Annotated in this window: 11 protein-coding genes; 6 read left to right on the top strand and 5 right to left on the bottom strand. The window is 71.1% G+C overall.

Going from position 1 to position 13,564, the window contains the following annotated elements; translation table 11 throughout:
- Nucleotides 1–4: 4 nt before the first annotated feature.
- Both HPS01S_RS05045 and HPS01S_RS05040 read right to left on the bottom strand, forming a co-directional pair.
- Nucleotides 5–751, bottom strand: coding sequence for an SAM-dependent methyltransferase (locus HPS01S_RS05045; RefSeq protein WP_066151916.1), 747 nt, complete (start codon nucleotides 749–751; stop codon nucleotides 5–7).
- Between the two features lie 51 nt (nucleotides 752–802).
- Entirely contained in the window at nucleotides 803–1,435 is a 633-nt protein-coding gene (locus HPS01S_RS05040) for a LysE family transporter (RefSeq protein WP_066151913.1), read from the bottom strand.
- Between the two features lie 93 nt (nucleotides 1,436–1,528).
- Here HPS01S_RS05040 and HPS01S_RS05035 point away from each other — a divergent pair, with 93 nt between their 5' ends.
- Together HPS01S_RS05035 and HPS01S_RS05030 are read left to right on the top strand one after the other, a co-directional pair.
- Nucleotides 1,529–1,996 carry an Lrp/AsnC family transcriptional regulator gene (locus HPS01S_RS05035; RefSeq protein WP_174545232.1) on the top strand — a complete coding sequence of 156 codons (468 nt, stop codon included), beginning with the start codon at nucleotides 1,529–1,531 and terminating at the stop codon, nucleotides 1,994–1,996.
- Nucleotides 1,997–2,140: 144 nt separating this feature from the next.
- The gene (locus tag HPS01S_RS05030) at nucleotides 2,141–2,791 is read left to right on the top strand and encodes a DUF4844 domain-containing protein (protein WP_066151910.1); all 651 of its coding nucleotides are present in this window, start codon (nucleotides 2,141–2,143) and stop codon (nucleotides 2,789–2,791) included.
- 33 nt (nucleotides 2,792–2,824) lie between these two features.
- On the opposite strand, the gene HPS01S_RS05025 is transcribed toward HPS01S_RS05030, so the two are convergent.
- Nucleotides 2,825–4,735, bottom strand: coding sequence for an FAD-dependent monooxygenase (locus tag HPS01S_RS05025; protein WP_066151907.1), 1,911 nt, complete (start codon nucleotides 4,733–4,735; stop codon nucleotides 2,825–2,827).
- Between the two features lie 124 nt (nucleotides 4,736–4,859).
- On the opposite strand from HPS01S_RS05025, the gene HPS01S_RS05020 reads away from it, so the two are divergent.
- Nucleotides 4,860–5,279, top strand: coding sequence for a MarR family winged helix-turn-helix transcriptional regulator (locus HPS01S_RS05020; RefSeq protein ID WP_066151904.1), 420 nt, complete (start codon nucleotides 4,860–4,862; stop codon nucleotides 5,277–5,279).
- Here the strand turns inward: HPS01S_RS05020 and HPS01S_RS05015 are convergent.
- Nucleotides 5,248–6,498: an MFS transporter gene (locus tag HPS01S_RS05015; RefSeq protein WP_066151902.1), complete on the bottom strand. Its 1,251-nt coding sequence runs from the start codon at nucleotides 6,496–6,498 to the stop codon at nucleotides 5,248–5,250. The genes HPS01S_RS05020 and HPS01S_RS05015 overlap by 32 nt on opposite strands.
- 136 nt (nucleotides 6,499–6,634) lie before the next feature.
- On the opposite strand from HPS01S_RS05015, the gene HPS01S_RS05010 reads away from it, so the two are divergent.
- Entirely contained in the window at nucleotides 6,635–8,200 is a 1,566-nt protein-coding gene (locus HPS01S_RS05010; protein WP_066151900.1) for a methyl-accepting chemotaxis protein, read from the top strand.
- A 22-nt stretch (nucleotides 8,201–8,222) separates the two neighbouring features.
- Here HPS01S_RS05010 and HPS01S_RS05005 read toward each other — a convergent pair whose 3' ends face one another.
- The gene (locus HPS01S_RS05005; protein WP_066151897.1) at nucleotides 8,223–8,888 is read right to left on the bottom strand and encodes a nitroreductase family protein; all 666 of its coding nucleotides are present in this window, start codon (nucleotides 8,886–8,888) and stop codon (nucleotides 8,223–8,225) included.
- A gap of 321 nt (nucleotides 8,889–9,209) precedes the next feature.
- On the opposite strand from HPS01S_RS05005, the gene HPS01S_RS05000 reads away from it, so the two are divergent.
- Together HPS01S_RS05000 and HPS01S_RS04995 are read left to right on the top strand one after the other, a co-directional pair.
- Nucleotides 9,210–11,744 carry a hypothetical protein gene (locus tag HPS01S_RS05000; RefSeq protein WP_066151895.1) on the top strand — a complete coding sequence of 845 codons (2,535 nt, stop codon included), beginning with the start codon at nucleotides 9,210–9,212 and terminating at the stop codon, nucleotides 11,742–11,744.
- A 2-nt stretch (nucleotides 11,745–11,746) separates the two neighbouring features.
- Nucleotides 11,747–13,549 (top strand): amino acid adenylation domain-containing protein, encoded by a 1,803-nt coding sequence (locus tag HPS01S_RS04995; protein ID WP_066151893.1) that lies wholly within the window; start codon nucleotides 11,747–11,749, stop codon nucleotides 13,547–13,549.
- Nucleotides 13,550–13,564: the final 15 nt, after the last annotated feature.

The raw sequence follows: 13,564 nt of genomic DNA, 5'->3' as shown, positions 1-13,564 counted from the left end.
GCGCCTACCGCGCCATCAGCGCAAACACGCCCCAGCCCAGGTACTCGCGTGTGTAGGTCGCGTAGCGCACCGGTTCCGAGTGCAACTGGGCGCGAACTTCTGCGGCCAGTTCGTCGCCAGGGTTCGCTTCCAGCCAGCGGCGCATGGTGAGCCACTTGGCCGCTTCGTAGCGGTCCCAGCCGTCCTGGTCGGCCAGCACCATTTCCACCACGTCGTGGCCCAGTTCGGCGAACGAGGTCAGCAGCTGCGGCAGCGTGAGGAAGTCGGACACCGCGTGCGCCTGGCAGCCTTGTGCCACCGCATCGCTGGGCGGCAGCTGGCGCCAGAAGGGTTCGCCGATGAGCAGCATCCCGCCGTCGCGCAGGCTGCGCTTCAGCAGCGCGATGGTGCCGGCCACGCCGCCGCCGATCCAGGTGGCGCCGACACAGGCCGCCACGTCGACCGGCTCGTCCGCCACATGGCCGGCGGCATCGCCGTGAATGAAGCGGACCTGGTGCGCGACACCCAGCGCCTGAGCCCGCTGCTGCGCCTGTTCGGTGAACAGCGGGCTCATGTCGATGCCCGTGCCGACGATCTGGTGGTCGCGCGCCCAGGTGCACAGCATTTCACCCGAACCGCTGCCCAGGTCCAGCACCCGGGTTTCGGGGGCCATGCGCAGCGCCGCGCCCAGCGTGGCGAGCTTGTCCGCGGTGATCGGGTTGTGAATGCGATGCGCGCTTTCCGTGATGTTGAAAATCCGGGGGATGTCCACTGATGAAACTCCTGAAAAGGGCCGTGGCTGAGGCAGCGTCGATTGTCGACCCTAAGCCACGAGCTGACCCAGTTGCCACAGCCCCAGGGCGGCCAGCAGCGCGGCCGAGCCGAGGTTGACCGCGCGCTGCCAGCGCTCGTCGAAGCGCTCGCGCAGCCATGCCACGCCCGTGGACAGGATCAGCCACCACAGGGCCGAGCCCAGCAGCACGCCCAGCACCATCACCCAGGGCGAGAGCACGGGCGCACCACCCGCCAGCGCACCGAACACCGCCATGAACGACAGGATGGTGGTGGGGTTCGACAGCGTCAGCAGGAAGGTGCCCGAGACGTACCGCAGCAGGGTGCCCGGTGGCGGGTGCTGGCCGTTGCGCCGCACCGGCGGCTTGTGCGCGATGCGCCACGCCAGCCACAGCAGGAACCCGCCGCCAAACAGGCCCAGCCACAGCTTCAGGCCCAGCAGCCATTTGATGAGGCCGGCGACACCGAACGCGCCGATGGCGCCGTAGACCGCGTCGGCCAACGCGGCGCCGAGGCCCGTGGCCAGGCCGGCGGCGCGGCCGTGGTCCAGCGTGCGCTGGATGGCCAGGATGCCGATCTGCCCGACCGGTGCCGCGATGGAGAGTCCGATGAGCATCGACTGAACGAACAGCCCGGCCAGGGGGAATGAATGAAGCGTGTCCATGGACCAGATTGTCGGCAGGCCCTGGTGCGCTGCACAGGCGCTATCTCAGGTGAGAATCGCGTTCACCATCGATTTTTCAGGTGAAAGGCGTGTATGGCCGAGACGACGCTGGAACTGGACGCCAAGGCATGGGCGCTGCTGATGGCGTTGCAGGCCGATGGCCGGGCGCCGCTCAAGACCCTGGCCATGGCCGCGGGCCTGTCGGTGCCCGCCACGGTCGAACGCCTGAAGCGGCTGAAGGACGCGGGCGTGGTGCGTGCGGTGAGCGCCGACGTGGACCCGGCGCTGGCCGGCTATCCGGTGCGCGCCATCGTCGGCATCACGGTGCAGCAGCCGGGCAAGAAGGCGTTCATCGACAAGCTGCGCCGTGCGCCCGAGGTGCTGGAATGCCACCACGTCGCAGGGGCGGATTCCTATGTGGTGACCGTGGTGGCGCGCAGCCTGGAAGACCTGGAACGGTTCCTCTCGTCCATCAATGGCTACGGCGAGACGCGGACCTCGATCGTGTTCTCCACGCCCATCCCGCGCCGCGGACTGGTGGCGCCGGGTGCCGGCCGCTGAGGCGGCGCATTCCCCGGCCCCTCCGTCGCAAGATTGGCGAACTTGTTCACCTCCGAACCTCCACCACACCCTCCTGGGCGAGCAATGCCGGCCTGTACCTCCCCCTCCCGCCGCGCCCTTCTCCTATCCGCCCTGCTCGGCGCGGTGTCCATCCACGTCTGGGCCGACCCCGCAGCTCAGAGTTCGGCCGCCGAGGACCGCCGTCAGGCCCTGGACCGCTTCATCGCCAAAAAGAAGTTCGTGAACGAGCCGTTCTACCGCGTGGACCTGAAGGAAGCGGACCGGCTCCGGTACGAAGCCTGGGTGAACCAGCTGGCGCGCGACCTGCGCAAGCTGCCGCCGTCCCGGCAGACGAAGCCGGTCGTGCTGGGCCTGTTCAAGCCGGTGATGAAGAAGTTCGATTCCGCCGAGGGCGAGGACCAGGACCGGTTCGTCGGCTACCTCGAAGAGCTGATGGACATTTTCGGCATCGAGAGTTCGGACGGGCTGCTGAGCTCCTGGCGCCACGGCGCCGACACCTCGGGCTTGCTGGAAGCGCGCAACGCGCAGGCGGTGGCGGCGATGACGCCCGATGAACGGGTGCTGCTGGAACGGCTTCAGGGCATCCACAAGGCCAACGCCGAGGAGACGCTGCGGTCCCTGTTCGGCGCGCCCGTGTTCGAGGACGAGGGCAGCAAGATGTGGTCGGTGACGGCTGCCGACCGCTCGTCCACCCTGGGTCTGTTGGAGCGGTGGGGCGCACTCACCCTGCTCTGGCAGGCCAACGGCCGGTTCATCTACGCCCGCCGGCTCTGAGGCCGGCCCCGTCGCTGGCCGCGCCGCCTTGCCTCAGCGCAACACCCCGGCAAAGAACGCCGAGAGTTCCTCGCGCGCGTCCAGCGGCAGCACGTTCGCCACGTACTGGTCGGGCCGCACGACGATGAGACAACCGCGCTCGCGGTGAATGCCGCGCATGTCGTAGATGTCGCCCGCGCCCTTGTGGTCCACGCAGAAAACCTTCTCGTGGTCCTGCAGGCCGAGCTTGCCGGTCCTGGGCTTGAGCAGCGAGGGCATCTGGCCGTAGTCGAGCTGGTCGAAGGTCGGCTGGAAGATAGCGCGCACGTCGATGATGGCGTCGATGTCTTCGCCCTTGCGCGTGTGCTTCACGACCGGTGACTGAGGGTCGTTCTCCAGCCAGTCGGCCAGGCGGGCCATGGGTGCGCCGGACTGGCCCACGTCGCCTTGGCCCGCGAAGGCGTAGATCCGCCAGCGCGCGTCGGCCTCGGCCGCATGGCCCAGCTGCATCTGCTTGGCGTCCGACAGGCGCACCACCGGCGCGGAGTGAAAGCGGCGGCCAATCTCTTCGCCCCTGGCCAGCGCCTGGTGCGTGCCGGGCGCGAACAGGGTCGAGGTGTCGTACTTCACCGCGGTGCCGCCGGTGAACTCGAGGTTGGCCTTGAACTGGCGGATGATGCGCGGCTCTTCGGTGCCCTCGCGCTCGGCCTGCGTGGTCGGCGCGGACATGATGCGCGACCACTCGTGGTCGGTCTCGACCAGGCGCTTGGCCTCGGTCAGGCGTTCTTTGCTGTAGCTGCGCAGCAGGCTGGGGTCGGCGCGGCCCTGCAGCACATGCACCAGCTTCCAGCCGAGGTTGAAGGTGTCCTGCATCGACACGTTCATGCCCTGCCCCGCCTTGGGCGAATGGGTGTGGCAGGCGTCGCCGGCGGTGAACACGCGCGGCGCGCGGTTGCTGCCTTCGGGCACGTCGTCGAACTTGTCGGTGATGCTGTGGCCGATGTCGTAGATCGACCACCAGACGATTTCCTTCACGTCCAGCGAGTAGGGTTTGATGATGCGGTTCGCGGCCGCGATCATGTCGTCCTGCGTGAACTTCTTGCTCGCGGCCTTCTCGCCGTCCTTGAGCTTGTCCAGCTCCACGTACATGCGGAACACGTAGCCGCCCTCGCGCGGCAGGATCAGCACGTTGCCTTCGTTGGCCGAGGAGATCAGGCACTTCTGGCGCACATCGGGGAAGTCGGTGTTGGCCAGGATGTCCATCACGCCCCAGGCCTGGTTGGCCGCGTCGCCGTGCAGCACGCCGCCAATCGCCTTGCGCACCGCCGAGTGCGCGCCGTCGCAGCCGACCACGTAGTTGGCGCGCACGGTGCGCGTGGCGCCCCAGTTGATGCCGGTCGAGTCCTTGAGCGTCACGGTCACCGGGTGGTCGTCGGTGGTCTCGTCGATGGTCAGGCCCACGATCTCCCAGCCGTAGTCGGGCGCCAGGCGCGAGGGCGAGTTCGCCATCACCTCCAGGAACAGCTCGTGCAGCCGCGCCTGGTTGATCAGGATGTGCGGCATCTCCGAGCTGTCGTCGGCCACGTCCTGCACCCGGCCCACGCGCCGGATGTGCGAGGGGTTGGCGGGGTCGGGCATCCAGAACGCGGTCTGGTTGACCCAGTAGGTCTCGCGCTTGACCTTGTCGGCGAAACCGAAGGCCTGGAACATTTCCATGGTGCGCGTGTTGATGCCGTCGGCCTTGCCTTTGATGATGTTGCTGGCCATGCGCTCGACGATCAGGGTGTCGATCTCCGGGAAGGCCGCCAGTTGCGCGGCCAGACACAGGCCGGCCGGGCCGGTACCGGCGATCAGCACGTCCACCTTCTCCGGCAGGGGTTCGTTGACGCCCCGGTTGCGGCGGTTGGGCGCGGCCTGCTTGATGTCGGGGTTGCCGCCGCGAAAACCGTCTTTGTAGAACTGCATGGGGTGTCTCCTGATGGGAAGGTCGCCGGGAGGCGATGGGTGGGGGCAAATGATATCTATGCTTACTAATTCGTGTCAATACGGTACGTATACTTATCAATAGTCTTTGAAACGGAGCGCAGGCATGGACTCACTCGACATGGCGGGACACCTGATCCGCCGGCTGCACCAGCTGTCCACGCAGGTGTTCGTGCAGCGCACGCAGGCGGCGGGCTTCGACCTGACGCCGGTGCAGTTCGCAGCGCTGGACGCCATCGGCCACCACCCGGGCACGGACCAGGCGACCGTGGCCGAGCTGATCGCCTACGACCGCGCCACCATCGGCGGCGTGATCGAGCGGCTGGAGCAGAAGGGCTGGGTCGACCGCGTCATCAGCGAACGCGACCGCCGCGCGCGCGTGCTGTCGCTGACGGCCGAGGGCGAGCGCATCCTCCAGGCGCTGGTGCCGGTGGTGCGCAACCTGCAGGACGAGATCCTCGCGTCCCTGGGCGAGGCAGACCGGGCGCGCTTCCTCAAGCTGGCGCGTCAGGCCGTGGGCTCGTAGGCGCCACGGCCGCGCTGCGGCGCGCCATGTGCAGCGCCAGTCCCTGCAGCAGGGCCAGCGCCAGCAGCCCGAGCCCTGCCGTGAGCCAGAGCGCGTGGCCGCCCCAGTGCGCCATGGCCAGGCCGAACAGCAGCGGCGCAAACGCCTGCGACACCCGGGCCGGCGCCATCAGCCAGCCCTGGCGCTCGCCATAACCCGCGGCACCGAACACCACCAGCGGCAGCGTGCCCTTGGCGATGGTCAGGATGCCGTTGCCCATGCCGTGCATCACGGCGAACAGCCAGGCGCCCAGCGGCCCGCCCAGGGCCAGCAACGCCACGCCGATGGGGTGCCCCGCGGTCGCGAAGCGGCTGGAGAGCAGCGGGTGGGCGCGGCGCAGCAGGCCGAATTCCAGCAGCCGCCCCGCCACCTGCGCCGGGCCGACCAGCATGGCCACGCCCAGTGCGGTGGAGGCCGACAGGCCCTGCGCCTGCAGCAGCAGCGGCAGGTGCGCGGCCATGGCGGTGCTGGTGAACCAGGCGATGGCGAACACGGCGGCGAGCACGATGGCGACGCCATTGCCGGCGGGTGCCTGCGCCGGTGCGCCCGAGTCGGCGGGTGCGGTGGGCGCGGATTCGGCCCGCACCGGCGGCGCCTCTTCCTCCCGCCCGCGCGGCAACCCGCCGTGCAGCGGCAGGCCCAGCACGAGGTGCAGCGCCGCCCAGCCCAGGCAGGTGCCGCGCCAGCCCAGTGTGTCCAGGCCCCACTGTGTGAGCGGCCAGCCCACGGTGCTGGCGAAGCCGGCGATCAGCGTGATGCCGGTGATGGCGTTGCGCGCGCTGACCGGGTAGAGCCGCACCAGCGTGGCGAAGGCCGCGTCGTAGAGCCCGCTGCCCATGGCCACGCCGATCACGCACCACGCGGCCCAGACCTGCCACCCGACCTGCGCCAGGCCCAGCGCCGCCAGGCCGGCGGCAAACAGCAGGTTGGTGACCCGCAGCACCGCGCGCCCGCCGTGGCGGTCGATGGCGCGGCCCGCGGCCGGCCCGACCAGGGCCGAGATCACCAGTGCCAGCGTGAAGGCACCGAACACCTGGGTGACCGCCAGGCCCAGCTCGGCGGCCAGCGGCGCCGCCAGCAGGGCAGGCAGGTAGTAGGACGAGGCCCAGGCCAGGGTCTGCGTGCTGCCCAGGCGCAGCACGACCCCGGTCTGGCTGGTGCGGCGGGATTCCTGGGACATGGCGTGTCGGCGGCGGTGGGTGGCGAGGTGTCCCGGATCTTAGGCCCGCCATAGTTCTTCAGGACTATTCAGCCCGCCCGCCCCGCGCCGAAGAACTCCGCATCAGGCCGCGGTGTGCGCGCGCCAGGAGTTCAGCATGTGGGGTGTGTCCAGGTTCCGGATCGGTGCGCGGCTGGCGGCCGGTTTCGGTTTGATGTTGTTGCTCATTGCGGGGCTGGTGGCCTCGTCGCTGCTGTCGTTGCGGCTGATCGGGCAGGAAAACAGCCAGCTGATCGAGCGCGAAATGGTGAAGGTGGCGGCGGTGTCGGTGATCGACACGGCCACGCGGGCCAACGGCCTGAACACAGCCGAGCTGCTGCTGGTGGAGCCCTCGCAGATACCCGTGGTGCAGGCGCGCATCGACGCCAACCGCAAGGCCATTGACGAGGCCCTGCTCACGCTGGACCGGCTGGTGGAACGGCCCGAAGGCAAGGCCGCGCTGGCCGAGCTGCGCAGCTCCCGCGCCGCCTATGTGGCCTCGTTCGTCAAGGTCGGTCCGCTGGCGAAGGAAGGCCGCATTGAGGAGGCCCAGCAGCTGCTGCGCAGCGAGACCCTGCCGGCGCTGGCGCGCCTGCAGCAACCCATCGACACCCTGCGCGCACTGCAGGACCGCCTGGCGCAGGAACATGGCCAGGCCGTGGGGCGCTCCATCGGCGGTGCCCAGCTGCTGCAGATCGGCCTGGGGGCGGCGGCGCTGGTGCTGGGCCTGCTGGCCTCGGTGGTGCTGGCCCGCAGCATCGTGCGGCCGCTGCGCGAAGGCGTGGCGGTGGCCGGTCGCATTGCGTCCGGTGACCTCACCAAGGACGTGCCGGTGCAGGGCCGCGACGAGGTGGCCGAGCTGCTGCAGTCGCTGGGGGTGATGCAGGACGGGTTGCGCAGCCTGGTGGGCCAGGTGCACCGCGGGGTGGACCATGTGGGTTCGGCCTCGGCGCAGATCGCCAGCGCCAACAAGGACCTGAGCGCCCGCACCGAGGCGCAGGCCAGCGCGCTGGAACAGTCGGCCGCGTCGATGGAGCAGCTCAGCAGCGCCATCGCCCTGAACGCCGACAGCGCGCAGGCGGCCCGCACGCTGTCCACCGACGCCTCGCAGGCGGCCGAGGCCGGCGGCGAGACCGTGGCCTCGGTGGTGCGCACCATGCGCAGCATCGAGGACGCCTCGCGGCGCATCGCCGAGATCATCGGCGTGATCGACGGCATCGCTTTCCAGACCAACATCCTCGCGCTCAACGCGGCGGTGGAGGCGGCGCGGGCCGGCGAACAGGGGCGCGGCTTTGCCGTGGTGGCCTCGGAGGTGCGGGCGCTGGCCGGCCGTTCGGCCGACGCGGCGCGGCAGATCAAGCAGCTGATCGAGGCCAGCGTGGACCAGGTCGGCACGGGCGCCGCACTGGCCGATCAGGCCGGCGCGGCGATGACCGGGGTGGTGGCATCCATCCGGCGGGTGAACCAGCTGGTGGTGGACATTGCCTCTGCCATGCAGGAGCAGAGCACCGGCGTGACCCAGATGGGCGAGGCCATCACCCAGCTGGACCAGGCCACGCAGCAGAACGCGGCCCTGGTGGAAGAGACCGCCGCGGCCTCGCAGAGCCTGGACGACCAGGCCCGCGAGCTGGTGGCCTCGGTGGCGGCGTTCCAGATCGACCGCCGGGCGCTGCAGGCCGCCTGAGGCCCGCCGCCGCCCGGGCGGATCACTTCACTTCGGTGACGAACTGTTCCAGCGGGCGGCGCACCTTCTTCAGGTTCACCAGCCAGTCGCCGTCGGTGGCGCGGTAGCCCAGCGGCACGATGGCCACGCTGCGCAGGCCGCGCTCGCGCAGCTTGAGGATCTCGTCCAGCTTGGCGGGGTCGAAGCCTTCCATCGGCGTGGCGTCCACTTCTTCAAACGCGGCGGCGATCAGAGCGGCGCCCAGGCCGATGTAGGCCTGGCGGGCGGCGTGCTCGAAGTTCACCTGCGCGTCGCGCTGCGGGTAGCTGTTCAGCAGCATCTGGCGGTAGTTCTCCCAGCCCTCATTGGTGAAACCGCGCTCGGTGTTCACCAGGTCGAACATGTGGTTGATGCGCTCGGCCGTGTAGGTGTCCCAGGCGGCGAACACCAGCAGGTGCGAACCGTCGGTGATCTGGGCCTGGTTCCAGGCGATGGGCTGGATCTGTTCGCGCACCGTTTTGCTGGTGACGACGATGATTTCAAACGGCTGCAGGCCGCTGGAGGTGGGCGCCAGGCGCGCGGCCTCGACGATGCGCTCGACCTTGTCCTGCGGCACGGCGCGGGACGGGTCCATCTTCTTGGTGGCGTAGCGCCATTGCAGTTTGTCCAGCAGGACGGGGGCGTGGGTGGGTTGCGACAGGTCGCTCATGAAACGGGTGCTCCGGGGAGGTGGGGCGCCCGCACCGTGCGGGCACATGAAGAAATCATGACGCGGTGCAGCAAACAGCGCTGGCGCCCGCGGGGAAAACGGGAACCGGAACGCCTTTGTTCCTGCCGCCCGGCGGTGCGGCGGCGGATCGGTTATACGGGCGCGGACTTGTCCTCAAAACGGGTGATCCTTGCGGCCGCCGGTCCCTAGTCGGAAGGATGTCACCGCCGTTCTGCACTCCTACATTGGGTCCCCTCCCCCCGCCGCGCTGGTCCGTCCACCGGGTCAGGGCCACCGGGGGCACCTCTTGCAGGAGCGGACATGGCAAGCGACGAGCAGGTTCTGTTGATGAGCAACCAGCTGCAAGCTTTCGAGCTCAAGACGCTGCTGCTCACGCCCAAGGTGCATCCGGTGACGACAGCGGCTGCACAGGCCCCGGTGCCGGTGAGCCCGGACGGCTCCCTCCAACCCCAGGTGCTCTACGAGGCATCGGACGATGCCAGCGCCCGGTACCAGCTGCCGCGCTACGAATGGAACACGGTGGGCGGGCGCCACACCTCCCGGTTGCGCCTGCGCACGGCCGACGACGACCCGCTCGGTCCGCTGGGCTGGCTGAACATCGAGCTGCTGGCGGTGCACGCCGTCGATGCGCGCTTCGCCATGCGCACGCTTGAGCACACCGCCACGCTGCGGCTGGGGTACGAAATGCCGGTGGTGGCGGCGGCCGACCCGGCGACGCTGACCTGGGAGGGCCAGTGGGAAAACACCGATGCGGCCACGCGGGGCATGACCCGCCTGCTGATCGGGCGGCGGGCCGACGGCGGCTGGTTCATGCACGGCTTCGGCAAGTGCCACCCGAGCGACTGCGACTGGGGCGAGACCACGGCCATGCCCTCGGGCGACGCGCTGACCGGTGTCTACGCCTTCGGCTTCAAGGTCACCACCCTCACCGCCCGCCGCAGCGGCCAGACGCTGGTGGTGGACGTGCTGGACGACTACACCGACGCCGATGGCCGCACCGATCGCCTGAGCAACTACGTCATGGCCCGCTCGGTGGCCGCCGCGCCGGCGCAGCCGCTGATCTGGGAGCCGCTCGGCCCGCTGAACCCGCTGGGCGGCAGCGTGCACCGCTGCACGCTGCCCTTCCACGCCCAGGAGGACTACGACCGCATCCACCAGATCATCACCTCGCCGGTGCACCGCGCCCGGCTGGAGGTGGTGTGCAAGGCCACGATCGGCCAGCGCACCTGGCAGCAGTGGTGGCTGCACGACCGGCCGGCGGTGGCCCCGCTGCGGCCGGACATCGACATGGTGCGCATCAGCCCCGCGGTGCTGAGCACGCTGCGCACCCAGCCGCTGGCGGTGGTGGCGGCGGCGGGGCCGCGGATGCCCGCGATCGCCAGCCTGCGGGCCGACCGCGCCAGTGCCGCCACGCTGGCACTCGCGCGGGGCGTACGGCGCCCGCACCACAACCCCGATCTGGACGAGGCGCTGTCCCGGGAAGAGACGGCGCGCGTGCTGCGCACCCTGCCGCGGCGCGTGGCCATCGACAAGAAGGGCCGGCCGGTGCTGGTGCGGCGCGAGGTCGAGTGCACGCAGTCGCTGGCCTGCACCTTCGACCCCCAGGCCGACGGCTACATGCTCGATGCGCCGCGCGACCCCTCGCAGGCCCATGTGCTGTTCAAGCACGACCTGGTGGCCGAGGGCCAGAGCGTGACCTTCTTCCAGGATTCGCTGGTGCGCGACCAGGTCTACTACGAGCCGCAGGAGTTCCGGCTCGCGCGCAGCGACGCCAGCCCCTTCCTGCCCTCGCTGGTGTTCGCCATCACCGACGTGGCCACCGAGAGCGAGGCGCTGTCCTACCGGGTGCGCCTGGCGTTCCAGGCGCGGCCCCACCTCGGCCAGGCCTTCCTTCTGCTGGCGCGCCAGCGCTTTGGTCCCGCGGCGCGCCTGACCGCGCTCACCCCCCGGTCGGCCCGGCTCACCCTGGGCGTGCCGACCGCCGACGGCGCGCCCCCGGCGCTGCAGGAGCGGCCCGACGCGGTGATCCGCTTCGACGAGGGCATCACCGACGAGCTGTCGCTGGACGAGGCGCAGTTCGTGCGTCTGGCGGCCGCCTTCCAGTCGCCGGCGGGCATCGGCATGCAGGGCTGGGTGACGGCCACCATCAGCGACGGCACGCAGGTCGACATCCCGCTGGTGGTCTCGCTCAAGGACAACACCGGCAGCGTGTTCGATCCCCAGCTGCTGCGCCCCGACCCCGACGGCGTGCCCGGCCACCACGTCGTGACCCTGCGCAACCGCATCGAGAGCCCGGTGCGCGTCAACGGGGTCCACCCGCAGGAGCTGGGCGTGTGGACCGACCCGGCCACCGGTGTCGCGCAGACCGTGACCGTGCGCCCCCTGGAGCTGCCACCGGCCGCTGCGGTGGCGCCGGGCCAGACCCTGGACCTGCGCCTGGCCGTCGAGCCCGCGGCCTTCCCGCTGCTGTCGGTCAGCCCGGCGCTGGACCTGGACATCCAGCCCGACCTCGCCCGGCTCATGGGCCAGCTCACCGTCACCGAGGCCTTCACCGAGGCCACGTTCGAGGTGCAGGTGTCGGCCAGCCCGCTGTTCTTCGGTCCCGGTGCGCTGACGTCGCTGCGGGTCGAGTTCGACGACGGTCCGGTGGTGACGCTCGACGCCGGCACGCTGGTGCAGACGGTGAGCCTGCGCAAGCCGGTGGTGGCGCGCATCCTGGGCCTGGAGCCTGGTTACCGCTACCGGCTGGTGGCGGTGGATGCGCGGGGTGGCGAACGCGTGCACGACGGACTGGCCGGGGTCGGCCATCTGCAGGTGACGTTGCCGCAGGAGTGACCATGATGCTCACCCGGCCGCTGCCCGACTTCCCGGACGTGTTCCCCGACCACCGGGACGCGCACCGGCTGTATGTCCTGCCGGACCGCGTGGCCCTGGCGCTGGACGCCGACGGCTTGCCGCGCTTCACGCTGCTGCGGCGCACCGCCGACGACGGCGCGGCGCAGGACGGCGGCCTGCTGCAGGCCTTCCTGGCGCTGGACCACACCCACCTCGATGCCCTGGCCCGCGAGCCGTCGCTGGCCGGCCATGCGCTGGAGCCCGCGCCGGTGGCGCAGGCCGAGGCCCGCCTGGTGCTGCGCGGCGTGTCGGGCGACCTGGTGCAGGCGTCCGGTCAGTGGCAGCCCGTGGCCGTGGGCTCGGCCGATGCCCTCTCGCTCACCCATCACCTGGGCCCGGACGACACCCGCATCGTCACGGCACTGGTGCGCGAGGCCGAGGCCGGCGGGCCGGAACCGGTGGAGCTGGAGCTGCGGCTGCGCGTGCCGGGGCTGCGGCCCGGCCTGCCCTGGGTGGTGACGACCACCGGCACCACCCTGCACGACCAGCTGCAGGCCCTGCTGCCCGCCGATGCGCCGGCCAGCGCCCGGGACCTCGACCGCGCCTTCCTGAGCCTGCCAGCGGGCCTGCTGCGCTGGCAGCCGCTGCTGGACGACGCGGTACCGGCCGACACCGAAGCACTGGCGCTGCAGGCCGCGCGCAGCGCGCGCCAGAGCCTGTTCCGCCGCGTGGGCGAGGGCTTCGAGTGGCACCCCGGGGTGCCGCTGACCGACGCGGTCGACGGCCTCTCGTGGCGCCTGGACCTGCCCCTGCCCGACACCGTCGAGCGGCGCCTGGGCTGGTCGGTGAGCGAGGCCCACCGCCAATGGGCCGGGCACGCCCTGGCCTTTCCGGTGGTCACGCCGTTCCGCCCCATGCAGCGGGTCACGGTGCACGTGCTCTGCGCCCTGCCCCTGCACCCCCGCGGCCTGGCCCAGCTGGACGTGGAGCTGCGCTACCGCGGTCCCAGCGGGGCCTGGGTGCACCACACCTTCCGCTTCGATGCCCGCACCGGGCTGCACGCCCTGTCGGTGGTCGGCCCCGCCTTCGGTGCCGGCCTGGAACTGTCGCACCGCACGCTGGCGGTGGTGGCCCGGGAAGGGCAGCTGCCGCTGACGCTGTCGTCGCCGGACTTCGTGCCGGTGCAGGGCCTGCAACTGGTGATCGGCGAGGCGGAGGCCGGCGTGCGCCCGGTGCCGGTGGCGGCCGACCCCTCGCTCTGGGCCCACGCCGTGGCGGTGCGGCTGGTGGTGACTCCCGCCAGCGGCCCGACCCGATCCATCGAACTGAACCCGCAGACCCCGGACGCCTGGGTGTGCCTGACCGGCGACGAGCGCCTGACCCCGGTGACGGCCCAGGCCATGGCCCGCGCGGGCGACGGGGCGGAGCAGCTTTTCTGGTCCGGCCCCTTGCCGACAGAGGGTCTGCGCCTGAACGGCTGGGCGCTGGAGCCCACGGCGCCAGAAACGGTCGACCTGCGCCTGGCCGAACCGCTGGCCGGGGCGACGGCGCTGGTGGCGGTGGAGCTGCTGGCCAGCGACACCGTGCCCGCCGACGGCGCCAGCGGCACCCTGCTGACGCTGGAGGCGGGGCAGGCACGCCGCTGGTCCTACTGGCGCCGCAGCCTGCTGCAGCCCCGTTCCTACGCCTGGCGCCTGCACTGGGTCGGCCGCGACCCGGCCACTGGCGCCACCCGCCCGCTGCGCGTCGGCCCCTGGCGCGTGGACCAGACCCCCGAACTGCTCGTCGAGCAGGTGCCGACATGAACCCGCGCCCCACCG

The organism is Hydrogenophaga pseudoflava NBRC 102511 (assembly GCF_001592285.1).
Lineage (GTDB): Bacteria > Pseudomonadota > Gammaproteobacteria > Burkholderiales > Burkholderiaceae_C > Hydrogenophaga > Hydrogenophaga pseudoflava.
The sequence above is the reverse complement of the archived record's forward strand: the minus strand, read 5'-3'. Positions and strand labels throughout refer to the sequence as shown.

Coding starts and splice junctions, on each gene's coding strand:
- HPS01S_RS05040 (WP_066151913.1), bottom strand. CDS start 1,435: ATGGACACGCTTCATTCATTCCCCCTGGCCGGGCTGTTCGTTCAGTCG.
- HPS01S_RS05035 (WP_174545232.1), top strand. CDS start 1,529: ATGGCCGAGACGACGCTGGAACTGGACGCCAAGGCATGGGCGCTGCTG.
- HPS01S_RS05025 (WP_066151907.1), bottom strand. CDS start 4,735: ATGCAGTTCTACAAAGACGGTTTTCGCGGCGGCAACCCCGACATCAAG.
- HPS01S_RS05020 (WP_066151904.1), top strand. CDS start 4,860: ATGGACTCACTCGACATGGCGGGACACCTGATCCGCCGGCTGCACCAG.
- HPS01S_RS05015 (WP_066151902.1), bottom strand. CDS start 6,498: ATGTCCCAGGAATCCCGCCGCACCAGCCAGACCGGGGTCGTGCTGCGC.
- HPS01S_RS05010 (WP_066151900.1), top strand. CDS start 6,635: ATGTGGGGTGTGTCCAGGTTCCGGATCGGTGCGCGGCTGGCGGCCGGT.
- HPS01S_RS05005 (WP_066151897.1), bottom strand. CDS start 8,888: ATGAGCGACCTGTCGCAACCCACCCACGCCCCCGTCCTGCTGGACAAA.
- HPS01S_RS05000 (WP_066151895.1), top strand. CDS start 9,210: ATGGCAAGCGACGAGCAGGTTCTGTTGATGAGCAACCAGCTGCAAGCT.
- HPS01S_RS04995 (WP_066151893.1), top strand. CDS start 11,747: ATGATGCTCACCCGGCCGCTGCCCGACTTCCCGGACGTGTTCCCCGAC.